General features: G+C 66.1%; 14 protein-coding genes, 1 tRNA gene and 2 pseudogenes. 11 read left to right on the forward strand and 6 right to left on the reverse strand.

All coding sequences use genetic code 11. The features are described from left to right. Window positions 1-61 precede the first annotated feature (61 nt). From HNR14_RS14395 to HNR14_RS14405, 3 genes are all read right to left on the reverse strand, one after another. The gene (locus tag HNR14_RS14395) at window positions 62-1,705 is read right to left on the reverse strand and encodes a DNA repair helicase XPB (protein WP_021764118.1); all 1,644 of its coding nucleotides are present in this window, start codon (window positions 1,703-1,705) and stop codon (window positions 62-64) included. 91 nt (window positions 1,706-1,796) lie between these two features. Next, window positions 1,797-3,692, reverse strand: coding sequence for a helicase-associated domain-containing protein (locus HNR14_RS14400; protein WP_179701579.1), 1,896 nt, complete (start codon window positions 3,690-3,692; stop codon window positions 1,797-1,799). Between the two features lie 23 nt (window positions 3,693-3,715). Next, a complete protein-coding gene (locus HNR14_RS14405) occupies window positions 3,716-4,012 on the reverse strand; it encodes a hypothetical protein (protein ID WP_039920646.1) in 297 nt (98 codons plus the stop codon). A 56-nt stretch (window positions 4,013-4,068) separates the two neighbouring features. Between HNR14_RS14405 and HNR14_RS14410 the strand changes: the two genes are divergently transcribed. Both HNR14_RS14410 and HNR14_RS14415 read left to right on the forward strand, forming a co-directional pair. Further along, entirely contained in the window at window positions 4,069-4,449 is a 381-nt protein-coding gene (locus HNR14_RS14410; protein ID WP_021754477.1) for a cold-shock protein, read from the forward strand. Further along, window positions 4,442-5,263, forward strand: a complete 822-nt coding sequence (locus HNR14_RS14415; RefSeq protein ID WP_179701580.1) for a DUF3027 domain-containing protein — start codon at window positions 4,442-4,444, stop codon at window positions 5,261-5,263. Before HNR14_RS14410 ends, HNR14_RS14415 begins: the two co-directional genes overlap by 8 nt. On the opposite strand, the pseudogene HNR14_RS20935 reads toward HNR14_RS14415, so the two are convergent. After that, window positions 5,213-5,362: pseudogene (locus HNR14_RS20935) on the reverse strand (DUF2530 domain-containing protein); the annotation flags it as partial. The gene HNR14_RS14415 and the pseudogene HNR14_RS20935 overlap by 51 nt on opposite strands. Window positions 5,363-5,370: 8 nt before the next feature. After that, complete coding sequence (serC, locus tag HNR14_RS14420) at window positions 5,371-6,486, reverse strand: phosphoserine transaminase (RefSeq protein ID WP_179701581.1); 1,116 nt, start codon at window positions 6,484-6,486, stop codon at window positions 5,371-5,373. Window positions 6,487-6,616: 130 nt separating this feature from the next. Here serC and HNR14_RS14425 point away from each other — a divergent pair, with 130 nt between their 5' ends. From HNR14_RS14425 to HNR14_RS14445, 5 genes are all read left to right on the forward strand, one after another. After that, window positions 6,617-7,312 (forward strand): iron-dependent transcriptional repressor DtxR, encoded by a 696-nt coding sequence (locus HNR14_RS14425; RefSeq protein ID WP_179701582.1) that lies wholly within the window; start codon window positions 6,617-6,619, stop codon window positions 7,310-7,312. Window positions 7,313-7,533: 221 nt separating this feature from the next. After that, complete coding sequence (locus HNR14_RS14430; RefSeq protein ID WP_218875051.1) at window positions 7,534-8,508, forward strand: C40 family peptidase; 975 nt, start codon at window positions 7,534-7,536, stop codon at window positions 8,506-8,508. Window positions 8,509-8,868: 360 nt separating this feature from the next. Further along, a complete protein-coding gene (locus HNR14_RS14435; protein WP_179701583.1) occupies window positions 8,869-9,366 on the forward strand; it encodes an HNH endonuclease in 498 nt (165 codons plus the stop codon). Window positions 9,367-9,469: 103 nt separating this feature from the next. Continuing rightward, window positions 9,470-10,396, forward strand: a complete 927-nt coding sequence (locus HNR14_RS14440) for a DUF1214 domain-containing protein (RefSeq protein ID WP_179701584.1) — start codon at window positions 9,470-9,472, stop codon at window positions 10,394-10,396. A gap of 100 nt (window positions 10,397-10,496) precedes the next feature. Beyond that, window positions 10,497-10,571: transfer RNA gene (locus HNR14_RS14445), tRNA-Arg, on the forward strand. A 50-nt stretch (window positions 10,572-10,621) separates the two neighbouring features. Here the strand turns inward: HNR14_RS14445 and HNR14_RS14450 are convergent. Continuing rightward, a pseudogene (locus tag HNR14_RS14450) lies at window positions 10,622-11,755 on the reverse strand (IS481 family transposase); the annotation flags it as partial. A gap of 741 nt (window positions 11,756-12,496) precedes the next feature. Here HNR14_RS14450 and drmD point away from each other — a divergent pair. From drmD to drmB, 4 genes are read left to right on the forward strand one after another with little or no spacing between them, the layout of a single operon-like run. Next, a complete protein-coding gene (gene drmD / locus HNR14_RS14455) occupies window positions 12,497-15,703 on the forward strand; it encodes a DISARM system SNF2-like helicase DrmD (protein WP_179701585.1) in 3,207 nt (1,068 codons plus the stop codon). After that, a complete protein-coding gene (locus HNR14_RS14460; protein ID WP_179701586.1) occupies window positions 15,693-19,688 on the forward strand; it encodes an Eco57I restriction-modification methylase domain-containing protein in 3,996 nt (1,331 codons plus the stop codon). Before drmD ends, HNR14_RS14460 begins: the two co-directional genes overlap by 11 nt. Next, on the forward strand, window positions 19,688-23,383 hold the full coding sequence (gene drmA / locus HNR14_RS14465; protein WP_179701587.1) for a DISARM system helicase DrmA: 3,696 nt from the start codon (window positions 19,688-19,690) through the stop codon (window positions 23,381-23,383). The genes HNR14_RS14460 and drmA overlap by 1 nt, the downstream gene beginning before the upstream one ends. Beyond that, window positions 23,380-25,458 carry a DrmB family protein gene (gene drmB / locus HNR14_RS14470; protein ID WP_179701588.1) on the forward strand — a complete coding sequence of 693 codons (2,079 nt, stop codon included), beginning with the start codon at window positions 23,380-23,382 and terminating at the stop codon, window positions 25,456-25,458. Before drmA ends, drmB begins: the two co-directional genes overlap by 4 nt. The last annotated feature ends 1 nt before the right edge of the window (window position 25,459 follow it).

Here is a 25,459-nt window from a genome sequence, read left to right on the forward strand (position 1 = left end):
GGGCCAACATGAGCCCCGATCTCCTCCGGCAGCCACGCCCTGCGCGCGCCCGGCGACGCCTCTACGCCGCCTGCAGCGTGTGTGCGTCCAGGATCGTGTACGAGTACCCCTGCTCGGCCAGGAACCGCTGCCGGTTCTGCGCGAAGTCCTGGTCGACGGTGTCCCGCGAGACCAGTGTGTAGAAGTTCGCCGACAGTCCCGACTCCTTCGGGCGCAGGAGGCGGCCGAGACGCTGCGCCTCCTCCTGCCGCGAGCCGTACGAGCCGGAGACCTGGATGGCGACCGTCGCCTCCGGGAGGTCGACCGAGAAGTTCGCGACCTTGCTGACGACCAGCACCTGCGTGCGCCCCTCCCGGAACTCCTGGTACAGCCGCTCGCGCTCGTCCACCGGCGTCGCGCCCGTGAGCTGCGGCGCGCCCAGCGCCTCGGCGAGCTCGTCGATCTGGTCGAGGTACTGGCCGATCACGAGGATGCGCTCGCCCGCGTGCCGGTCGACGAGCTGCCGCACGACGTCCAGCTTGGCCGGGGCCGTCGCCGCGAGGCGGTAGCGCTCGTCGTCCGCGGCGGCCGCGTAGCTGAGCCGCTCGGAGGCGGGGAGGTCGATGCGCACCTCGTAGCAGGCGGCGGGGGAGATGAAGCCCTGCGCCTCGATCTCCTTCCACGGCGCGTCGAACCGCTTGGGTCCGATGAGGCTGAAGACGTCGCCCTCGCGACCGTCCTCGCGCACGAGCGTCGCGGTGAGGCCGAGGCGGCGGCGGGCCTGCAGTTCGGCGGTCAGCTTGAACACCGGCGCGGGCAGGAGGTGCACCTCGTCATAGACCACGAGCCCCCAGTCGAGCGCGTCGAGCAGCGCCAGGTGGGCGTACTCGCCCTTCCGCTTGGCCGTGAGGATCTGGTAGGTCGCGATCGTGACCGGCTTGACCTCCTTCACCTGCCCGGAGTACTCGCCGATCTCGTCCGCGGTGAGCGTCGTGCGCTTGAGCAGCTCGTCGCGCCACTGTCGCGCAGAGACGGTGTTGGTGACGAGGATGAGCGTCGTGGTCTTGGAGGTCGCCATCGCCCCCGCGCCGACGAGCGTCTTGCCCGCGCCGCAGGGCAGCACGACGACGCCCGAGCCGCCGTCGAAGAAGTTCGTGACCGCCTTGCGCTGGTAGTCGCGCAGCGCCCAGCCGTCCTCGATCAGTCCGATGTCGTGCGGGGTGCCGGGGGTGTAGCCGGCGAGGTCCTCGGCGGGCCAGCCGAGCTTCACCAGCTCCTGCTTGAGCTGCCCGCGCGCCCACGCCTGCACGGCGAACGTCGTGTCGCCGCGGCGCTCGAGCAGCAGCGGCGCGATGCGCTTGGCGCTCGCCACCTCGGTGAGCACGGCCAGGTCGTCCGACCGCAGCACCAGCTCGCCCTCGTCGTCGCGCGCGATCGCGAGGCGGCCGTAGCGGCCGACGGTCTCGGCCACATCCACCGACACGGTCTGCGGGATGGGGAACTTCGAGTACCGCTCGAGCGTGCCCAGCATGTCCTCGGCCGTGTGGCCCGCGGCGCGCGCGTTCCAGAGCCCGAGCCGGGTGATCCGGTAGGTGTGGATGTGCTCGGGGGCGCGCTCCAGCTCGGCGAAGACGGCGAGATCGTGGCGGGCGTCCTCGGCATCGGGGTGGGCGACCTCCAGCAGGACGGTGCGGTCGCTCTGGACGATCAGGGGGCCATCGGACATAACCGCTGAGTCTACGCCGCGCGGCTGGCCATCTTGCTGGACGCCCGCCCGTCACGCCGGACGCCCGCCCGTCACGCCGGACGCACGCACGTCACGCCGGGCGCACGCCCTTCACGCTCGACAGCGGCAGCGTCCGCTCGATGTCGGCCGCCCGATCCCGCCCGCGCAGGCGCCCGCCGCCGACCCCGGTCGGCTCGAGCAGGTAGTCCACCGTGCGCCCGTCGGGCATCGCGACCTCCACGATCACCGTCTGGCGGGCGCGCACGGCCTGCTCCAGCTGGCGCGCGAGCCACTGCTCGCCGGTGTCGTCCGTCGCCGCCTCGTCGACCGCCCGCAGCCGCTCGACCATCTCGCGGTCCTGGTCGCGGGAGGCGACGGGATGCGGATGCGCGTACCGCTGCCGCCGCAAGGCCACCGGTACTCCGTCGTCGTTCTCGGCGACCACCGGGTAGCGCGCGTCCGAGAGCGCCCAGAACACGACATCCCGCGGGAAACGGCTGTGCAGCTCGTCCGCGTGCGCCGGCGTCAGTCGCAGCGACGACAGCGACTGGTCGACCTGGATCGTGCGCAGCAGCGTGGTGTCGGCCGAGTGGATGGCGCTCCGGGCATCCCCGTCGTCGACCGTCCGCACCCGCACGCGGCCGTGCCGTTCGGTCACGTCGGTGATCAGGTAGTCCAGCGGCTGCGGGAGGCCGGTGAGCGAGATCCCGGCCAGGAAGTCCCGGATGCTCGCGGCCGACTCGCCTGCGGTGATCGCCCGGTCGAGGGTGGCGGGCGAGAAGCGGAACGTCGACGCCAGCGCGCGGCTCTCGAGATCGGCCATCCCGCGCAGCCGCGCCTCCAGATCCGGCGCGAGGGGGCCGGGGGAGATGACGGTGAGGTCGTGCTGCAGGTAGACCCCGCGCACTTGGGCGGGGAAGGCGGGCGTCAGCAGAGTCGCCGCGGCCTCAGGCCCGTTCTCCACCAGCTCGGTCCCGGCGCTGGAGGGGGCACCGGAGGCCGTGACGCCCAGCCACTCGGCGTCACGCAGGTGCGCATCCACCCGCTGCTGCGCCTGCTCGGGCGCGGCCGGATACAGCCAGGCGACGTGCTCGCGCAGGCTGTCGCCCCAGGACGCGCGGCTGCGGGCGGCCACGAGCGCGCGCAGGTCGTCCGGCAGTGCGTCGAGCCAGGCCGCGACGAGGGCGCGCCAGCGTTCGGGCGTGGAGGCGTGGAGCCACTCGGCCGCGGGTTCGGCGGGCAGCCAGACGCTGTCCTCCACGGCTGCGAGGCCCGCGCGGGAGGCGACCGAGAGGGCGGTGGGGACGACGGACGCGTCGACGGCCAGGGCCTCGGCGATCCGCTTGACCGCAGGCAGGGCGAGCCCGCCGCGCTGCAGCTCGCGCGCACCCTCCCGTGACAGCTCGGCCAGCAACTCGGAGACCGCGACGACCGCGTCGAACGCGCGGTCGGCCGCGAGCCGGTCGGTGAAGCGGCGCTCGGTGTCCGGCACGGGCGCGAGCGCGGGCGGGGGAGCGGTGTGCAGGAGGTCATCGGGCGACGGGAGGCCCGCCTCCGTCCACGCCGTCAGTCGCGCGTAGACGGCGTCGTAGCCGGTGAAGCCGCGAGGCGTCGCCTCCTGGACTTCGTCCTCTGCGCCCTCGGAGGCCGCGGGCTGTGCGAGCAGCGGGCCGCCCAGCGCCTCCAACGCCGACTCCACCGCCGGCACGGTCAGACCCGCGGTGGCCGGCTCTGCGGCGAGTTGCGCGGCGATGGCCTCCGCCGTGAGCGGTGCCTCCGCGCGCCCCAGCGCGATCAGCACGGCGAGCCGGGTGCGGTCGAGGCCGACCAGTGCCCGCTGCACCGATTCGGCGTCCAGCAGCGCCTCGGCCAGGTCGAAGAAGTCGGAGACCCCCGCCCGCCGGATGCTGCGGCGGTGCAGGGAGGAGATGAGCGCGTCGTCTCCGAGCGCTCGCAGACGCGCCGCCAGAGCGAGCGTCGTCGTCATCGCGGCGGTCCGCGGTCGCTCGGCTAGCGCCGGCCCTTGGGGTCCAGGGCCTTGGCGGCCTTCGCCGCCTTGCTGCGCTGGCGGCCCACCACGATGATCAGCGCGATGATGAGCACGAAGGCGATCGGGAGGGCGATCAGCGGGAAGACGAACACCGCCGGCCACAGCCCCTCTCCCGATCCCTGCTGCGCGAAACCGCCCACAGCGGTGCCGATCAGGATGGCCGCGATGCAGACCAGAGAGACGATCACGAGTGCCGCGATGATGTACGAGAGGACGCGCTGCACACGAGATGCGGGCGCTGGGGTCTGCTGGGTCACGAAATCAAGGATAATTGAGGTTGGTCATTCGATCCCCCATGTGAAGTGAGGTTCCCATGCCAACCGGCAAGGTCAAGTTCTACGACGATGAGAAAGGCTTCGGCTTCATCAGCGCCGACGACGGTCAGGAGGTCTTCCTGCACGCCTCCGCGCTGCCCGCCGGCGCCGTCGTCAAGGCGGGATCGCGCCTCGAGTTCGGCATCGCCGACGGCAAGCGCGGTGCGCAGGCGCTGTCGGTCCGCGTCCTCGAGACGCCCCCGAGCCTCGTGAAGATGAAGCGCAAGTCGGCCGACGACATGGCGATCATCGTGGAGGATCTGGTGAAGCTCCTCGACGGCATCGGCTCCAACCTGCGTCGCGGCAAGTACCCCGACAAGCAGCACGGCGCGAAGATCGCCGCTGTGCTGCGGCGCGTTGCGGACGACCTGGATGCCTGACACCGGCATCGAGGATCTGCTGGCGGCCGAGCCGCTCGCCCGCCGCGCGCTCGCGGAGATCACCCCCGAGTCGACGGTCGGCGCTGTCGCCGGCCACGTCGTCGAGGGCGAAGGCGTCGTCTCGCTGCTGTTCGAGAGCAATCTAGCCGGCTACCCGGGATGGCGCTGGACCGTCACCGTCGGCCGTGCCGACGAGGACGCCGCGCCCACAGTGCTGGAGGCCGAGCTGATGCCGGCCGACGGCGCGCTGCTCGCGCCCGACTGGGTGCCGTGGTCCGAGCGTCTCGCCGACTACCAGGCGGCGCAGGAGGCTCTCGCGGCCGAGGCCGCCGCAGCGGGTGAGGGTGAGGACGACGAGTCCGACGAGGACGAGTCCGACGAGGACGACGACGCCGAGTCGGATGACGACGCCTCCGACGAGGATGACGACGACGACTTCGACGACGAGTCCGATGAGGACGACGACGAGGACGACGATCGCGACGTGCACGACCTGCACGGCGACGACGACCTCGACGGCGTGGACATCGACAGCCTCCACGCCGAGGACGCGGATGCGGACGACGAGGACGCGGACGACGACTCCGACGATTCCGACGCCGACGACGACGCCGATGTGGATGCCGATCTCGATCTCCCGGCCGAGGAGGCCGCCGCGCTCGAGGAGCCGACGCCGCTGGCCGAGGCCGAGTCAGCCGCGCTTGCGCCGGGTGACGGTGAGGTAGGCGAGTCCGGCGACGCCGAGGGCGAGGCCGACGACGACGGTCCAGATCCAGACGTCCGGGGCGAAGAGCAGCACGGGGACGAACGCTAGGACCCACAGCGCGAGACCGACCAGGACGGCCCGCCGATCATCCGTCTTCGCGGGTGTCGGATCGGGCCGTCTCTCGTCGTCTCGGAGCCAGAGCCGCATGGCGGTGCTCAGCCCAGCCGCTCCACCACGTACTCGACGCAGCCGATGAGCGCGCGGACGTCCGACGGCTCGATGGCCGTGAACGTCGCGATGCGCAGCTGGTTGCGGCCGAGCTTGCGGTAGGGCTCGGTGTCGACCACGCCGTTGGCGCGGAGCGTCTTTGCCACCGCGGCGGCGTCGATGCTGTCGTCGAAGTCGATCGTCACGACGACCTGCGAGCGGTGCTCGGGGTCGGCGACGAACGGGGTCGCGTAGTCCACGCCGGCGGCCCACGTGTAGAGGGCGTCGGACGACTCGCGGGTGCGGGCGTCGGCCCAGGCGAGACCGCCGTTGCCGTTCATCCACTCGATCTGGTTGTCGAGGAGGGCGAGGGTCGCGACGGCCGGGGTGTTCAGCGTCTGGTTGAGGCGCGAGTTGTCGATCGCGTTCTTGATGCTGAGGAACTCGGGGATGTAGCGGCCGCTCGCGGCGATGCGCTCGACGCGCTCGATCGCGGCGGGGGAGAAGAGGGCGAGCCAGAGGCCGCCGTCCGACGCGAAGTTCTTCTGCGGCGCGAAGTAGTAGACGTCGGCCTGCGACGCGTCGATGTCGACGCCTCCCGCAGCGCTCGTCGCGTCGATGACCGTGAGCGCGCCGGCGTCGCCGTTCACGCGGGTGACGGGCGCCATCACGCCGGTCGAGGTCTCGTTGTGCGGCCAGGCGTAGACGTCGACGCCCTCCACGACCTCGGCGGCGCTGCGGGATCCGGCGGCTGCCTCGATCACGTGCGGCGCCTCCAGCCACGGCGCGGCCGCGGCCTTGGCGAACTTGCCGCCGAACTCGCCGAAGACGAGGTTCTGGCTGCGCTTCTCGATGAGGGAGAACGCCGCGGCGTCCCAGAAGGCGGTGGAGCCGCCGTTGCCGATGACGACCTCGTAGCCCTCCGGCAGGCGGAACAGGTCGGAGAGGCCCTGGCGGACGCTGCCGACGAGGTTCTTGACCGGTGCCTGGCGGTGGGAGGTGCCCAGCAGCGCCGCGCCCGGGCCGGCCAGGTAGGCGAGCTGCTCGGGGCGGACCTTGGACGGGCCGCAACCGAAGCGGCCGTCGGCGGGCAGGAGGTCAGTGGGAATGGTCACATCCGGCATAAAGAGAGTGTATTGGCTGTTGGATAGCGCGGAGGGCCGCACGGGCCCCATCGACGCGCCTGCACGTTTCTGTCATCGGCAGCAAGTAGGCTCTAGTGCGACATTCGCGTGCCTGCAAGTGGAGGGGTTCATGACCGATCTGATCGACACGACCGAGATGTACCTTCGCACCATCTTGGAGCTCGAGGAGGACAACATCGTCCCCCTGCGCGCGCGCATCTCCGAGCGCCTCGGGCACTCCGGGCCCACGGTCTCGCAGACCGTCGGACGCATGGAGCGCGACGGCCTCGTCGTCGTCTCCGGCGACCGCCACCTCGAGCTCACCGAGGAGGGCCGCCGCAAGGCCGTCAACGTCATGCGCAAGCACCGCCTCGCGGAGCGCCTGCTCAGCGACGTGATCGAGCTCGAGTGGGAGTACGTCCACGAAGAGGCCTGCCGCTGGGAGCACGTCATGAGCGAGCAGGTCGAGCGCAAGCTCCTGACCATGCTCGGCCACCCGACGGAGTCGCCCTACGGCAACCCCATCCCGGGCCTCGGCGACCTGGGCGACCTCGGCACCACCGACGCCGCCACGCAGAACCTCGTGAACCTCGTCGATGTCGTCCGCGGCTCCGACTCCGGGGTGACTGCCAGGATCCGTCGCCTCGGCGAGCCCGCGCAGGTCGACCCCGAGTTGCTGCTGCAGCTCAAGCAGGCCGGCGTGTTCCCCGGCTCGACCGGCACTTTCTCTGCCGCCGGTTCGTACGTCGGCGTGCAGATCGAGGGCTTCGAGACCGGCCTGGAGCTGCCCAACGAGCTCGCCGCCCACATCTTCGTCGAGGCCTGAGTTCCGTTACCAGTTCGTTAAAAAAGCTCCGAAAAGATGTGACAAACGGGTAACCGTCCCGTAGTCTCTTACGAGTCCGAACGGGCCACAACCGGCCCACCAGGACCCGAACCGGGACGCTCCACACCCCCTGAACCCGTCTCCCGGTTCGTGAAGCCGAAGCCAATTCGCATCGGGCGGGGGCAGCCACCCTAGGGCTGCCGGAGCGCAGGAGGATGCACTTGGCCAACTCGAGTACGCCCGGCCCTGCCCAGGACCGCACGAGCACCGAAGCCACACCGACGACCGCCGCGACCGGCACCCCCGCCGACTCCGCACTGGTCTCCCGCCGCTCGCTCCGCGCTGAGCGGACCGCGCAGGCTGCCGCCCCGCAGCGCACGAGCACCGCCGCCCGTGCCGCCGCTCCGGCGAAGCCCGCCGCATCCGCGTCGTCCGGCGGTTCCGCCTCCACCGGCTCCTCCGCCGTCGTGAAGAAGACCCCCGCTAAGAAGCGCAAGGGCGGCTGGGCCATCAACGTCGCCGTCATGACCGTCGCGACCGGCATCATCGCCACCATGTCGCTCCCCGCCTTCGCCTTCAACCCGGACAACGCCGAGGGCTCGGCCTTCGGCCCGTCCGCTGCCGACAGCATGAAGAAGGCCCAGTCGCAGACCGTCGAGGTCGGCACCACGGTCGCCTCCGCTGCCGTCGCGCGCGATGCCGCCTCGGCCACCACCGAGGAGCAGCTCGCCACGCAGAAGGCCGCTGCAGCCGCCGAGGCCGCTCGCCAGCGGGCCGCCGTCACGCTGACGAACTACGCGAACAGCTACTCCGGCCCCTCCGTCTCCGACTTCCTGGCCAACCCGCCCTACCCGAACTTCAGCCTCGACTCCGTCTTCTCGGTGGCCCAGCAGTACATCGGCACCCCGTACGTCTTCGGTGGCGCATCGCCCGCCGGTTTCGACTGCTCCGGGTACGTGCAGTTCGTGTACGCCCAGTTCGGCGTCTCCCTCCCGCACTCCGTGTCGGGTCAGGCTGCGGCCGGCAAGCGCATCTCCATCGAGGACGCCCGCCCCGGTGACATCGTCATCATGTCGGGCCACGACGGCTTCTACGCCGGCAACGGCAACATCATGGATGCGCCCGAGGTCGGCCGGTCCATCTCGGTGCGTCCCATCTGGACGAGCGACTTCTACATCGTCCGTCTCGGTATCTGATTCGTGTCCGGCCGGTGAACTCCTCCCGGCCCGGCTGTGAAACGGCGCGCCTCGAATAGGAGGCGCGCCGTTTCTGCGTTACTCTGATCCCCTGATGCCGCTTCTTCCGGTGGACGATGTGCCCGGAGTCAGGTCGCCGCGAGTGACCCGACGGGCGAAGCACGGCCTTCTGGCGGCCGAGCGTCAACGCGATTTCCTGCTGTGCCGTCACCACGTGGAGCACTGCCTCCACCATCACGTGGTGCGTCACCACCACCATGCCGTTCCTTCATTGGGCGCTGTCCGCACGGACAGTGCCCTTTTTGTTTGCCCTGCGGTTCCGCTCACCCCTTCGCCTCTCGTCTTCCCGGAAGGTCGCAGATGAAGACTCTCGTCCTGAACGCCGGCTACGAACCCCTCGCGGTCGTCTCCTACAAGCGCGCCATCGTCCTGGTCCTGAATCAGAAGGCGACCGTGCTCGCCAGCGACGGCGCCCACCCCGTGTGGAGCATCTCCGGCAGCTACGAGAGACCGTCCGTCATCCTGCTCACCCGCTACGTGCGCCTCCCGCACGGCCGCACCGTCCCCGTCAGCCGCCGCGGCGTCCTCCGCCGCGACCTCCACCGCTGCGGCTACTGCGGCAAGTCGGCCACCACCATCGATCACGTGCTGCCCCGCTCCCGCGGCGGCCGCGACAGCTGGGAGAACCTCGTCGCCTGCTGCCTGCGCTGCAACAACCTCAAGAGCGACCGCACCCCCGCCGAGATGGGCTGGACCCTCAACATCACCCCCCGCGCCCCACGCGACGCCTCCTGGGTCGTGCGCGGCTCGGAGGCACCCCTACCCGACTGGCAGGGCTACCTGGCGCCGGCGGCGTAGCCGACCACCCGCGTTTTTCGGTACTCGGCGCGCGGCACCCTGCCCGCCAGGCTGGGGGTACGGCGACCGGTCGGGTCGCCCCGATGACCGAGGAGCACCGCGGATGGCCCAGCTGATCAACGTCGACACCTTCACGCGCGCCGAGTCGAACCGCATGTTCGCCTCCCTTCTGGCGGACGTGGGCGCCATCAACAGCTGGCACCATTACCGCGAGCCCGCGCCGCTCGACCATCAGCCCGTCATCCGGCTGAACCGGGACACCCTCTACAGTGCGTCCGTCGTCGACGTCAGCCAGGGCCTCACTCTCACCCTGCCCGAGACGGACGGCCGCTACATGTCGGCCATGGTCATCAACCAGGACCACTACATCCCCGTCGTCTGGCACGGCGTCGGCGAGTACGCGCTCAGCCGGGAGGAGGCCGGCAGCGATTTCGTCGTCATCGGCGTGCGCACCCTCGTCGACCCCGCGAACGCCGAGGATGTCGCGATCGTCAACGCCCTCCAGGACCAACTGCGCATCACCGCCCCCAGCGCCTCCGCGTTCGAGCCTCCGGAGGTGGATGAGGCGTCGCTGACCGAGACCCGGGATGCCCTCCTCGCCTTGGCCAAGGGCCTGCCCGACTACAGCGGCGCCTTCGGCACCCGCGACCAGGTCGATCCCGTGCACCACCTCATCGCGACCGCCTCCGCCTGGGGCGGCCTGCCAGCGACCGAGGCCACCTACATCAACGTCGAGCCCGGCCTCCCCGTCGGCGACTACGAGCTCACCGTCGGCGCCGTGCCCGTCGACGCCTTCTGGTCGATCTCCGTCTACAACAAGAACGGCTTCTTCGAGCCCAACGACCGCCACGTGAACAACATCAACAGCGTGACCGCAGAGAAGAACCCCGACGGGACGACCACCATCCGCTTCGGCTCGGGCAACCAGCCGAACACCATCCCGATCACGGAAGGGTGGAACTACCTCGTGCGGCTGTACCAACCGCGCGCGGAGGTGCTGGATGGGTCGTGGAGGTTTCCGACGGTTTGAGGGGGTGGCGGGGTGCCCCACCTCGAGCGTCGCGGGAGGTTTGAGCACCCCGGTCCGCCGACGGCGTGGCCCGCCCCGTTTCGCTAGACTCGATGGGCTGGCCTCTGTAGCTCAATGGAAGAGCTGCTCCGTCCTAAGGAGAAGGTTGGGGGTTCGAGTCCCTCCAGGGGCACCATGTGATGAGTCGCGACATCGTTGATAGATGAGTTGCGACATTGTTGATAGTTATGAAGAGCCCGGCCATCGGCCGGGCTCTTTGTTTTGGTTGCGCCAGTATTTCTTGTCGGGTTCGATGGTGTGGTTGCTGAGGATTTCGCCGGTGTTGAGGTCGGTGACGGTGACGGTGCTGGCGTCGACGAGGATGAGGGCGGGTTTGCCTGCATGGTCGTGACCGACGCCGAGGTGATGGAGGTTGCCGGCGCGGCGGAGGGTGAGTTTGCCGAATCGGTCGACGGTGTCGAAGCGGACTCGGTAGTGGATGCTGAGGCTGTTGTGGTCGGGCTGGGCTTTGATGGTCGCGCTGTAGGCCTGGGCGGGGGTGAGCCGGTCGAGGGCGCGGTGTGGGCGGGTCTTGTTGTAGATGGTCTGGAATCGGTCGAGTTGGGCTTGGAGGTCGCGGAGGGTGGTTGCTGGGGGTTGCCCGGCGAGCCAGCGTTTGAGGGTTTGGTGGAAGCGTTCGATTTTGCCTTGGGTTTGCGGGTGGTAGGGGTGCCCGTTCTTCTGCTGAATGCTGAGGGTGGCGAGGAGATACTCGAACCCGTTTCTGCCGCCGGTGAAGCGGGAGGTGTAGACGGATCCGTTGTCGGTCAGGGTGGATGCGGGCAGGCCGTAGGTGTTTGCGGCGGCGGTGAAGGTGGTGATCACGTCGGTGCCGGTGACGCGGTGGTGGGCGGTGCAGGACAGCAGCAGGCGGGAGTGGTCGTCGAGCCAGTTGAGGATCTCGATGTCGGTGCCGTCGGCGAGGGGCCAGTGGGTGAAGTCGGATTGCCAGGTCTCGTTGGGTTGGTCGGCTTCGAAGCGGTGGTAGGAGGATTTCGGTCGTTTCCGTGGTTCGGGGGTGATCAGGCCGGCGTTGTGCAGGATGCGGCGGATGGTCGAGGTTGAGGGGACCGGGTGGTGTTCCTGCTCGAGGTGCCAGGCGATCGTGACCGGGCCTGCGTCCAGCCCGTCTGCGGTCAATTGTTGGCGCAGCTGGATGATGCGTTCGCGAACCTGTTCGGGTGTCCTGGTCGAGGTGTGAGGGCGTCGGCTGCGCGGCTCGAGACCATCGAGACCGCCAGCTTCGTATCGGGTGACGAGGGTGTGGACCCATTGCCAGGACACGTCGAATTTGCGGGCCGCTTCAGCCTTGGTGGACGACGGACAGGACGATCACGCGCGCCTTCGACATCCCTCATCGTCGATCCCAGTCAACTATCAACGATGTCGCGACTCATCTATCAACGATCTCCTGAACCCAGACACCTCCAGGGGCACCTTTGCGCAATGATCTGGTGGTGCGGGTCGCGACCGGTTTTTAAGACAACAGTCAGAATTTATGATCTGAGCACAAGCGTGTTCTGGCTCAAAGGCTCGAATATTTGATCTCGATAGTGGAACCGATTTGGCAGCTGCCTGGTCGCTTTCCGCGAGCGCGTGCGATCATTCGTTGGTAACGCTCAAGCGTCCGTCGCCGTCGATCCGGCTCCGAGAGGAGCGCAGTGTTTCGAACGCGTCGAGCGACACGCTAATCAATTGAGTCCGGCGCCTCGACTTATGCCGGGCTGGCGACCGATCGCATCGCAGTCGGGACAAGGTTGTGTGCAGTCGCGAGGGGCCCGAGGTGCTTTGCACACGAACTGCCTGAGGGGAGCCGGTGCGGTGGTTGGCACAGCTAACGAATGTCGTCATCGTTGCCTAGCCCGCTCGGAAACTCGGTCATCTCGCCGCCAGGCTATCCCGAGAAGGTCGATCCCGAGCTCGACGTGGCGCTGTCAGGGTCGTACCGTGCATTTCCGACAAGCCCTGGGACGGCATCCACCCGTCACCTGATCGGGGCGCTGATCTCGGCACGAAGTTGTTCGCTAGGTTGGTCAGTGACGAAATGAGGAGTCCGACACTGTGAGTACGACTGAAGTATCGACTGCGCGCGTATCGGTTGAGATACCTGAAGTTGGCCAGTTGGTCAACGCGCGCGGAGCGCGGTGGTCGGTGACCGACGTCGCGGCCCAATCGCTCCCACGCAGTAGTGCCGACGATGGCCGCGCCGAATTACAGCACGCCGTAAGCCTCCAATCCATTGAGGAGGATCAGTACGGTCGAGAGCTCACCGTTATCTGGGAGCTTGAGCCCGGTCGCAGTGTCGTGCGTGAGCAAGGCCTGCCCGCCAAAATCGACCCAACCAAATTCGACAACCCGACAACCTTCGCCGCTTATGTGGACGCCCTTCGGTGGGGCGCGCTCACGAGCGCCGACCCCAAGACGCTTCAAGCGCCGTTTCGCAGCAGCGCGGCCGTGGAGGACTACCAGCTTGAGCCGCTCCGCCGGGCACTCGATTCTCCTCGCGCAAACATGCTTCTCGCGGACGATGTAGGCCTCGGCAAGACGATCGAAGCGGGGCTCGTCATCCAGGAACTTCTGCTGCGCCACCGCGCCCGCTCGGTGATCGTCGTCTGTCCCGCCGGCCTGCAGATCAAGTGGCAGGAGGAGATGCGGGACAAGTTCGGGCTGACCTTCGAGATCGTCGACTCCGAGACCATGAAGACCTTCCGCCGCACCTTCGGCGTGCACGCGAATCCGCTCCGCGTCTACCCGCGGGTCATCGTCTCGATGTCCTGGCTCCCGCTGCCCCGTGCCGCGCGGATGTTCGAAGAGGTCTACGCGAGCGTGAGCGATGCGCGAACAGCCGAGCGGCGAGCCTTCGACATCCTCGTCGTGGACGAGGCGCACCACGTCGCTCCTGCGGCCCCCGCGCGAGGCTCGGCTGATCGGCAGCGCTACGCTGTCGACAGTCAGCGGACCATCGCTGTGAGACGGCTTGCCGAGCTTTGCGAACACCGGCTCTTCCTCAGCGCGACGCCCCACAACGGCTACACCGAGTCGTTCACAGCCCTGCTCGAGATGATCGACCCGCAGCGATTCGCCCGTGGCGCCGACCTCGACGAACGAGCCCTGCGCGACGTCGCAGTTCGGCGTCTCAAGCGCGACCTTCCCGCCAAGGGATTCCTCCCGCGGGAGGTGAAGGAGCTCGTTTTCACTCCGACTCCGGATGAAGTGGCGGCCTACGACACCTTGATCGCCTTCGCCAAGCGACGCAACGACGCGGTGAAGCAGGAGCGCGGCAAGCGCGCATCCGACCTCGCGACCCTCATCCTGAAGAAGCGTTTCTTCTCGTCTCCTGTCGCCTTCGCCACGACGGCCGAGGCCTATCTCGCTGCTCGTGGCGATGACGCGCTCGCCCTCCCCGACTATGACGACATCCTCGGCGACGAGGCGCCCGACGAAGAAGAGGGCCGGCTTGAGCAGCCCGAGCTCGAAGCGCTCCGAACCGCCAAACGCGCGCAGGTCGCTCTTACCTCGCAGGATCAGTCCGATCTCGAGAACCTGATCGCGTGGGGCAACCGCTACGAGGGACGGCCCGACTCGAAGTTGGTCGAGCTGATCACGCTCATCAGAGCGAATCTGTTCACCGAGGGCAGCAGTTGGAACAACCAGCGCCTCGTCATTTTCACCGAGTACGTCAGCACCCTGGAGTGGCTCAAGAGCGTGCTTGAGTCCCAGGGACTCGGCGGCGACAGACTCGCCGTGATCGACGGCTCGACGGATGCCGAGGCCCGAGAGGAGATCCGCCTGCGGTTCACGTCGCCCCCCTGGAACGAGCCCGTGCGTATCCTTCTCGCCACCGACGCCGCCGGTGAGGGAATCGACCTGCAGACCCATTGTCACCTCCTGGTCAACTTCGACATTCCGTTCAACCCGAACCGCCTTGAACAACGCATCGGCCGCGTCGATCGTTACGGTCAGCGTGAGACGCCCTTGATCTGGCATCCGAAAGCGGATGCGACTGATCCGAGTGCCAGCAACTTCGCCAAGGACACCGACCTCCTGTCTCGCGTCGCAAGCAAGATCTCGCAGGTGCGTCGCGACATCGGCTCGGCCAATGAAATCATCGCGCCCGATCTTCAACGCGAGCTCGGTTTCGGAGCGCTGCCTTCTCGGCGGCAGCGGTCGGACGCCGGTGATCAGATCATCAACAAGGTGATGCAAGAGGAGCACGCCCTCGGCAGAGAACTGACGACGCTGGCCGAACGGCTCGAAGACTCCCGCGATCGCATGCACCTGCACGAAGACAACCTGCTCAGGGTGATGAATGAAGGCCTTCGACTCTCCGGACAGCCTGCCCTTCAGGAGGCCTACGACCCGAGCGAGCTGGCGCGAATCTTTGAGATCCCGGCAGGACTATCGCGCAGTTGGGTGCCGGCACTCGCGGGCCTCGCCACGCGCCTCCGTCCTGACGTCACCCGTCCGATCACGTTCGACGAAGAACGAGCTCGCCTCGACAGCGATGTCGTCTATGCGCATCTCGGTCATCCCCTAGTTCAGAGGGCCGCGCGCGAGCTTCGCGGTCAGGTCTGGACTCGAAGCGATCAGGTGCGCGGAATCAGCGCGGTCGTCGTCGATGGCCTCGACCAGTCCTTTGCAGCTGGAGTGGCGCGACTCGTTCTCGTAGGCGAGGGCGGGACCCGCCTGCACGAGGAAGTCTTCCTCGCCGGCACTCGCCTCTCACGCCGACAGGAACTGGGCATCGATCGCGCGGAGGAGCTGCTCGCTTCCACGCTCGACGGCTCCCGCCTCTCCGTGCCCGGCGAAGCCACACTGAGAATGCTGGCCTCGCGGTGGAACACCGACGGTGACGAGGAGGACGGTGTGCGCGCTCGAGTCGACGCCGCGATCCAGAGTCGCGCCGAGACCAGACGGCAAGCCGTCGAGTCCGGCCTTGCGGCGCGTCGAAACGCCGACCTCGCAACGGTCGACGCGATCTTCGAGCGCTTCGCCTCCACGCTGACGGGAACTCTCGCTGCAGCGGAGGAACAGCGCCTCGCAGGCGAGCAGATGCTCTTCGAGTTCGACGAGGAGTTCAGACAGCGAGAGCGTGACCTCGAGCGAGTACGTATCCGGCTTGCGACACTTGCTGATGAGCATCGCGCGGAGCGCGAGTCGGTGGAACGTCGCTACCGAGACGTCAAAGCGCATGTATTTGTTGCGGCGCTGGTGTTCGCGTTAACGCCCGATGACGTGAAGAGGCTGGAGGCCGCCGGTGGTCGATGATGCATGGGATTGGCTGTCGCTCGTCGACGCCGACGGTCCGTTCCTTTCAAAAGCGGCTCTGAAGTCGTCTTACCGGTCGGGTCTGCCGAAGCCGGATGCGTCCGCAGACGACATGAATGCCACCTTTATCGCAGAGTTCGACCGATGGTCGAAAGAATGGTCGTCGGCGACAGCCGAAGAATATAACGCATCGCGCGATCGCTGGGTGGAGGTGGTTTTGAGGCGTTTGCTTGACTGGTCCGGCAATCTACAGCTCGCACCCGCCGGCGTCGAGGCCCACTCTCCGAATAGCTCCGTCGCAGTGACCGCCTGGGCAGCACTCAATAAGGATGGTGCTCCTGCAGCCTTGGTGACCGTGGTCGACCGTACCAACAACCTCCGCGCCGTCGGTACCGACGGCTGGTCCGCGAACGCGATCGATCGAATGTCCGTCCTGCTCCGCCAATCTGGCGTATCCATCGGCGTCGTAACTGACGGTCGCTGGTGGGCACTCGTGTCCGCGGCCACGGATGTCGCAACTGCCAGTGGGGTCTGGGACGCCCTCCTTTGGCGCGAGGAACGCCCAAGCCGCGACGCCTTCTTGGCGCTCGCGAGCTTCACCTCCATCGCGGGCGGATTGCCCGAGCTGCGCCTTCCGTTGCTTTTTGCCGAAAGCATCGCGAGCGCCGAACAAATTACCGAAGCGCTCGGCGACCAGGTTCGGAGGGCTGTCGAGCTGGTGCTCCAGTCGATGTCGGATGTGCACCTTCGAGCTCTCGGTCAAGGTGAGAAATCTCCGCTGCCCGCTGACCCCAAGGCTGTCTATGAGGGCGCGGTAACGATGCTGATGCGCATTGTCTTCCTCCTCTTCGCTGAGGAGCGCGGCCTCCTACCCGAGCACCAGCTGTACCGTGGGGGGTACGCGATTGCTGACCTCCGCCAGCAGCTTCAGCGGCAGGCGACTGAAACCTCCGCCGAGGCGCTCGACCATTCGTGGGAAGCTTGGCACCGACTCCTGGCCGCGAGCAATGCCGTGTACGGTGGGGCGTCCTTCGAAGACATGCGAATGCCGGCCTACGGAGGTTCGCTGTTCGACCCTTCGCGGTTTCCGTGGTTGCAAGCGACGGATGCGCAGGGGCGTCTGAGGGTGCGCTTGACCGACCGGGCGATGGCAGCAGTGCTTCGCGCTGTGCAAACTATCGAGAACGGCGCAATGCAGCTGTCGTTCCGTGACCTCGACGTCGAACAGATCGGATACGTGTACGAGGGTCTGCTCGGCTACTCAGCGGAGTATGCCGACGAGATCATCGTGGGCCTGAAAGGCAAGAGCGGCTTCGAACCTGAGATCCGGCTGCTTGAGATGGAAGCCATTGCGGCGGCCTCGACGGAATCTGGGGACTTCGGGCTGCGGCTCAGTGAATACCTGAAAGACGCGCAAGCGCACGCGAAACCGCGCACGCCGAATCAGCTCGCAAGGGATTACGTGGTTGTAAACGGCGTCGCGGATGCTCGAACACGACTGCGTCACGCCTTGCTTGGCAACGACGAACTGGTGGCCCGGCTGCTGCCTTTCCGCGGGCTAGTGCGCGACGATCTTCGCGGTTTCCCCTATGTTGTGCCGACCAACGGGCTCGTCATGACCGAATCCCCGCAGCGAGCCAACACGGGTACGCACTACACGCCGCGCTCTCTCGCCGAAGAGATCGTGCTGCATGCATTGGAGCCGCTGGTCTATTCACCAGGACCGCTCGACACTGAGAACGCCGACGAGTGGGTACTCAAGTCATCGGCGGAGATCCTCGACCTCAAGGTCGCGGACATCGCCGCGGGATCCGGAGCCTTCCTCGTTGCCGCGGCCCGGTACCTCGCCGACCGACTCATCGAGGCGCGTGGCAACGAGGGCCTCGACGTCAGCACCGAATCGGGACTTGAACGATGGGCGGTACGCGAGATCGTCGCAAGGTGCCTTTACGGCGCCGACATCAACGGTATGGCTGTAGAGATGTGTAAGCTTTCGCTTTGGCTCATCTCGATGGACCCTGGCAAACCGTTCTCTTTCGTCGATGACCGCATTTTTCACGGCAACTCTCTGTTGGGCGTTACGAGCGAGGCGCAACTCAAAGCACAGCACATCAATTCAGAGAAGCGTGAGGCTAAGTCACCGCTCCGCTGGTTTGATGTCGACAAGGATATTGCGGACGCTGCGCGCGTGCGCCGTGAACTCACGTCCGGCCAGGTAGACGACGCCGACCGTATGCGGTCCACGCGCGCCAAGCGAGCACTCCTTGATCAATCGAAATACGTCATCTCGAAGCTGCGCGACGTCGCCGATGGCATAATCGCCGCCGGTCTGCTGGAGGGGGGAAAGCCCGGGAGAAACCTTGAAGCGCGGTACGACGAGCTCGCTGACGCCCTCCACGAGGCGTATCCCGCGAATGGCGGAGCACCGAAACGAGAGCGACTCGACGCGATCATCGAATCGGGGCTCACGCCGACCGCCAATACGGGCGAGCGTAGCTGGAAACCGCTGCACTGGATTCTGGAAGCCCCGGACGTGCTCCAGGACGGTGGCGGGTTTGACGCAATCGTGGGGAATCCGCCGTTCCTGGGCGGCCCAGCACCTACTCGTGCCTTTGGCTTGAATTATCGGGAATGGCTGCGGTACCAGGTCGGAGGGGGCAAGTCGGGCGCCGCGGACTTGGTCGCGTACTTCCTGCTGCGGGCCGATTCGCTGCTCCGTCCAGGCCGCAGTACGTTCGGACTGATTACGACCAACACGATTAGCGAAGGCGACACAAGGGAGGTGGGCCTGGACCAGGTGCTCACTGCCGGTCGACATCTTTACCGGTCCGTCAAGAGCGCCCCGTGGACACCGTTGAACGCCAACGTGTCGTGCGCTCGCATTTGGGGGGCGTCGTGGCTCAATGTGCAACCCATATGCGAAGGCGAAAGGGTCGTTGCGATCACGCCCCAGCTAGAGGCCGCGTCTCGAGTTACAGAGGCGCCCGTCCGCCTCTCCGCAAACCGCGGCATCTGTTTCAAGGGCTCAAATGTCTACGGCGACGGATTCGTCATTTCGCTTGAGCAGGCGCAGTCGCTCGTGGCTGTAGACGAGCGCAATGCTTCGGTAGTATTTCCGTTCCCTGAGGGCAAGATTGACCTAAACGGGAGCCCGTCCCAACAAGCATCGCGAGCGGTGATCAACTTCCGTCGATGGTCCGAAGATCTTGCTAAACAGTTCGATGCCCCGTATCGGCATGTTGAGCGAAAGGTAAAGCCGATACGAGCCACTAACGCACGGAAATCGAGGCGCGAACGATGGTGGCAGTTCGGCGACTACGCCGGCGGTATGGAAGCCGCAATTGAATCATTGCAACGTGTCATCGTGTTGGTCCTTCACAGCAAAACGGTTATGCCGATGATGCTTCCAACAGGCCAGGTGTTCGGCCATGCACTTGGGGTTTTTGCAACGGAGGACTTCGCGGACCTCGCGTTCTTGTCATCAGTGGCGCATCACACATGGGCAATCACGTACGGCTCAACCCTGGAGACACGCATACGTTACACGCCATCCGACGTCTTCGAGACTCTTCCTCGGCCGCAGAAGACAGCGCGAATGCGCGAGCTTGGCGAGCAGCTCGACCGCGACCGCCGCGAGATCATGCTGCGTCGGGAGCTAGGGCTAACCACGCTGTACAACCTCGTACACTCGCCCAACGTGGTCGGCGACCCCGACGTCGACCTCGTCCGCGCGATCCATTTACGGATTGACGAGGCGGTCATGGATGCGTACGGCTGGGGAGACATCCACCTGCAGCACGGCTTTTTCGTGCACCGCGAGGTGGAACGGTGGACCGTATGCCCGGCGGCTCGCGACGAAATTCTGGACCGTTTGCTCAAGGAGAACAAGCGCCGCTCCGAGATCGAGACGCGGTCGGCTCCAATGAGATCAAAGCGCGCGAAAAGCTTCGAGGAATCGGTGCAACCTGAGGGAGCGATGTTCTGATGTCCGACGAGCCGACGACGATAACAGCCAACGTCCGGGGCGAGCTACTCGCGCTGATCAGTCGCGATCTAGTCGGACCATGGGACGGACCCGACGAGGTCATCCTCGGCACACCCCGCGCTCGTTACCTCGCAGGCGCGCTGGCACCGATTTCCGTGCTTGATGGTGCGACACCGAGCGCTGCGATCACGACATCTCTCGCATCCACATCACTCGATGATATTCGCAACGATGAGGACCTTGCGGTCGCGGATCTCAGCAATGCGCACGAGGTTGACGGTGTTCCGGTCGATGAGGATAACGAGATCGTGGAAGCATCGTCGAGCGACTCCGACGAAGACCGCGGACCCGAATCCAAGATCATCGCCCCATCATCGATGGGCCTACGATTCCAAGTCTCACCAGGGAATGAGCAGCTGCGATTCACTGCACGATGGGGCAAATATAGTTCGCGTCGCGAAGCGGACGACGATGGTCGCATACAGACCTACTACGACCGGACACCGTTCGCTGAGTCGGTCGAGATCGACCTTAGTACTGTCTCTGACGGCGGCTCGATCCGCAGGGAGCTTGTCGACGGGGTCGCTATCTCGATCGAAGTCTTTGACCACGAGGGGCGCCGTGTGGTCGAGGCTGCACTATTGAACACCACCGTTACGGGTCGCGAACTGCCTCCCAGGCTGTGGATGTTTCAAGCCGAGCTGGAGGTCAGGCCCATCGACGATACCTCCGGCATCTTCCTTCCAACTCGGGATGCCCTCGTTCACGATCGTGGATCGCGCGATCTCGAAGTTCAGCGGCTGGACCTGCTCTACCGCGACCGGCTTGAATTCGCGGTGGGCCGTACGGCCTCGGCAACCTGGGATACCTCCCGGTCAAATGGTCGGCGCGCGACTGCGGTCCGCACGACGTGGCTGCCCACCGCAGAGGTACCGCAGACGCGGGCGCCCGATGTTGACGGTGCAGTGATGAGCATGCGTTTGTTGATGGAAGCGAGCCCTTCGGAGCTGAAGAGCGGTCTGCAACCACTTGTCGACGCTTACTCCGAGTGGTTGATGAAGCAGTCGACTGCCAACGCTGCTCTTCCTGGGCACTTGACCAAGCAAGGCGCGATTGGAATCACCGATGGAAAAGCAGCGTTGAAACGCCTCGACGAGGGTCTTCAGCTGCTTGCATCCGACGAGCAAGCTCAGCGTGCTTTCTGGTTTATGAACCGAACGATGCGTGACCAGCGTTTACAATCGCAGGTCGCCGCGCTCCGAATCGAACAGCCGTCGCTCACGATCGCTGAGGCTGTCGCCCAGATCGATTCGCTCGGAGACAGGGCAGCATCATGGAGGGCGTTCCAGTTGGCGTTCATCCTCATGCAGCTTCCCTCGGTCGTGGACCCGACGGTTAAGCGACGATCGTCTGACTTCCCCCGCGCCGAGCTCCTCTTCTTTCCGACCGGTGGTGGAAAGACGGAGGCCTACCTTGGTCTCGCTGCCTTCACTTTCGGCATCCGTCGCCTTCAAGGCAAGGTTGAAACGCCGGATGGTCTACTCGACGGCGGCGACGGCGTCGCGGTGCTAATGCGGTACACGCTGCGGCTGCTCACCTCGCAGCAGTTCATTCGCGCGACTACCCTCATGTGCGCTGCCGAGATGGTGCGACTCGAAGACGAAGACACCTGGGGATCGGTCCCGTTCCGCATCGGACTTTGGGTCGGATCGAGCGTGAGCCCAAAGCGTTACTCGGAAGCCGCCGAACAGGTGAAAGACGTGCGCGAGAGCGACGGCAACTCCGCGTACGGACTTTCCGTGCTTCAGTTCGATCACTGCCCGTGGTGCGGCACCGCTATCAACCCTAAGGCGAACGTCGAGGCCGACGACGTCGAGAAGCGCGTCCGTGTGTACTGTGGCGACCGACGTGCTGGCTGCCCTTTCGCTGCCGGCGGCGCGGCGCGCGAGGGGCTCCCGGTCCTCACCGTCGATGACGAGATCTACCGTCATCCGCCGACGTTCCTGCTTGCTACCGTCGACAAGTTCGCGCGCCTCGCTCGCGAGGGAGAAGCGGCCAGCCTGTTCGGCTATGTCAGCAAGCGCTGTCCTCGCCACGGATACAAGCATCCGGACACAGAGGCGAACGTCTGCGGGGCCGAGCGCCACAACCCAAGCAAGGCGAACGGACGCAACTACCCGTCAACTCAGGTGATGACTACTGGCAGGCTCCGGCCACCCGACCTGATCATCCAGGACGAGCTGCACCTCATCACGGGGGCGCTCGGCACCGCCGTCGGCCTTTTCGAGGGTGCCGTCGACGTGCTCTCAAGTTGGGAGCTCGGCCCCCAGACATCAGCGAAGCGCGTCAAGCCGCTGGTCATCGCTTCAACGGCGACCGTGCGCAAGGCCGGGGAGCAGGTTCAACGGCTGTACGCACGCGACGTGGAGGTGTTCCCTCCCCAAGTGCTCAGCGTGAGCGATACTTTCTTCTCAAAAGAAGTGCCGCTCGTCGAACAGCCCGGACGCCTGTACCTCGGTGTCTGCCTCCATGGCGCGCGACTCACCCTCGCCGAGATCCGACTCAGCGAGATTCTGCTGCTCGCCGGTCAGCGGCTCTTCGACGCGTACGGCAGCGCGGCCGAGCCTTACCTCACGCTCGTCGACTACTTCTCGGCCACTCGCGAGCTCGCTGGCATGCGTCGCTACTTGGAAGATGATGTCACCACTCGTGTGAGCAATCCGGACAAGTCGAGTGGGTACCCTCGCAGACGCACGCCACTTAAGATCGGCGAGCTCACCTCGCGCATCTCCTCGTCCGAGATCGGGCGAACCCTGACCCACTTGGCGTCCCCGTTCGATGCGAGCCTCGATACGACGGCTGGCCGTGCGGTGATGGCGGCGAAGCTGAAGGCGGGCGAGAAGCTGCCCAACCGCGAGCTGCCCTTCGATGTCGTGCTAGCGACGTCGATGCTTCAAGTGGGTGTGGACGTGCAGCGTCTCGGGCTCATGCTAATCGTCGGCCAGCCGAAGAACACGGCCGAGTACATTCAGGCGTCCTCCCGTGTCGGCCGCGAATCGTCGAAACCTGGGCTTGTAGTGACGCTCGCCAACCGCTCGCGTCCGCGCGACACGGCGCACTACGAGCAGTTCGAGCATTACCACAACACGTTCTACGCCAATGTCGAAGCGCTTTCGGTGACGCCGTTCTCCGAGGCAGCCCTCGAACGTGGTCTCACCGGTCTTATCGTCTCGGCGGCGCGGGTCATGGACGCGGCAGCGAAGTCCGACGTTTCGCTTTCGCCCGAGGTGGTCGCTGGTGCGGGGCGGATCACGTACCGTCGATCCGCTGTTGACGCGCTTGTGGGCAAGCTCGTGGCACGTGTCGCTCAAGCTGGTGGCGACGAGGCTGCGGCGCTCACTGAGAGCAAGCTAGTGCTGCGACTCGACGAGTGGACCGAACGTGCCGATCAATTTGGTGGCGCACTCACGTATGCGCGCAAGAGCCTGCCGAAACAGCACATCGAGCGGCTCCTGGTCAGCCCCGAAGACTCGATCGGCGAAGAGGGCGACCGCCTGTTCCAGGTAGCGAACTCGATGCGCGAAGTGCAGCCAGAAATCGATCTGCTCGTCTCGCCGTTCCCTGGCAAACTCGTAGAGCCGGTGACCGCCGCGACGCCGAAGTGGACGTTCACCTCAAAGAAGGACGCGAAGTGACCGACGACGAGAACGGCAAGACGACTGGTGCCACGGTCCCAGACGACGTGATCGGCGTCGCAGGCGACGTCGCCGATCCGTTCATCGACACGGGCTTGAAAACCAAGAATCGGGCGCGCATCGGATCGATCCGTCCGAATTCGATGCTTTACACAGCCGGGATCGGATCATCGGTCGATTTGCCACACATCGCCGTGATGCCTCAAGGCATCGACGCGTGGGATAAGGCATATGCGCGCCTCGGCGACCCGACCCTGGTACTCGTACCGCGACTGATCGACGCCGTGCGCCGCCAGCTCGGCCAACAGGTCGGCGAGTTGCGCCAGCCCCCGTGGTTGCCGGACGATCTCGGCGGGGACTCCACGCCCATCGGCATCCCGACCCGAGTGTTTCCGCAATGGCTCCGGTGCACGGGATGCGACCTGCTTGCCCCCGTGTCGGCCAACGTCTTCGAGTTCGAGAACACACGCAAGCACCGCCCGGATATGGCGCGGTTCGTGCACCGCAAATGCAAGGGCAGGTTCAAGGGCGACGGGCGCGACCGTGTCGCAGTGCCCGCTCGTTACCTGATCGCGTGCACGAACGGCCACCTGGACGAGTTCCCATACAACGAGTGGATCCACCATGCGGATGGCCACCCCAAGGAATGCGTCCCGAACCCGCAACTGAGAATGCGCGAATGGCGGTCGAACCTCGGACCGCAGGTATCTATTGTCTGTGTCCAATGCGACGCGTCGAGGAACATCGCCGAGCTGACCCGGGCAGGGGGTGAGACATCCTTGCCGAACTGCCGTGGTCGCCACCCGCATCTGCCGTCGTTCGCGTCCCTCGATGACCCGTGCAAGGGCGAGGTGCGTTTGATGCTGCTCGGCGCCGCGAACCAGTGGTTCCCTGCCACGATCAGTGTTCTGGTACTGCCATCGCGCAAGGAGCCGAAGCCCGCCGATGTCGTGAACGAAGTCATGGGTTTGCCGCCCGCCCAAGTCGCGAAGCTCACTTCGCTCGACGCGGTGGCGATGTGGCGGGAATTCGCACCCGAAAACATGGTGGAGAAGTTTGCGGGGATTTCCGACGCGGACCTATGGATCGCGATCCAGGTGGCGAAAGGCGACCTTCCCCCGATAGTTCAGGACGTCACAGGCCCAGTGGGCTACGACCCAAACCACCTTCTCGTGCCGGAGTGGGAGACGCTGACCCACCCCGACGAGTTCCTCACCGAAGACCGCCGTAACGGCTTCAAGGTGCACCTGGTTCCGGTTGCCGACTCATTGACAGGCCCGGTGAGCGAGGTGATCGCCGTCGACCGCATTCGCAAGGCCAACGCGTTCATTGGCTTCACACGGATCGACGCACTCGACCGCGTCGGAGACGACGCGGCAAGAATCGCTCCCATTGCCCTGTCGGGCAAACCAAAATGGGCCCCGGCGACGGAGGATCGCGGTGAAGGGCTCTTCATCCGTTTCGACGAGGACGTCGTTTCTTCATGGGAAGACGGTGTGCTGAACAGCGATGTGTGGGCAGCACATGTCGCCGCTCACGAGCGAAATCTCGCGCGCCGCCAGAGCCGGACCGCAGCCGAACTCGATGCGGACGAGCGAATGCCTCCTCCTCGCTACTGGGCACTACATACCCTTTCGCACCTGCTCATCCGGGAGATGGCCATGTCGAGCGGGTACGGCTCGGCCTCGCTTGCCGAGCGTATCTATGCCTGGCAGGAGACCGACGACAGGGCCCCGGCCGCGGGCGTCCTGATAACTACGACCTCGCCCGACAGCGAAGGAACACTCGGCGGCCTGGTCGACCTCGCCCGCACGGACCGTCTGGAAGAGGTCACACTCGAAGCGCTTCATCGTGCTCAGCGTTGCTCCTCCGACCCGATCTGCGCACATCGGGTTCCACGCGACCAAGAGGATTTCCTCCACGGGGCGGCTTGCCATTTTTGTGCATTCCTCTCCGAGACCTCATGCGAGCGAGCCAACCGTTTCATCGACCGGCGTTTCGTCCTCGACCTCAATACGGGTTCGCGCGGCTTGGCTCCTCTACTCGCCGGCATCGATTTCGGCGGACGCATCTAAC

The sequence above is a fragment of the Leifsonia naganoensis genome (assembly GCF_013410615.1).
In the GTDB taxonomy this organism is placed as follows: domain Bacteria; phylum Actinomycetota; class Actinomycetes; order Actinomycetales; family Microbacteriaceae; genus Leifsonia; species Leifsonia aquatica.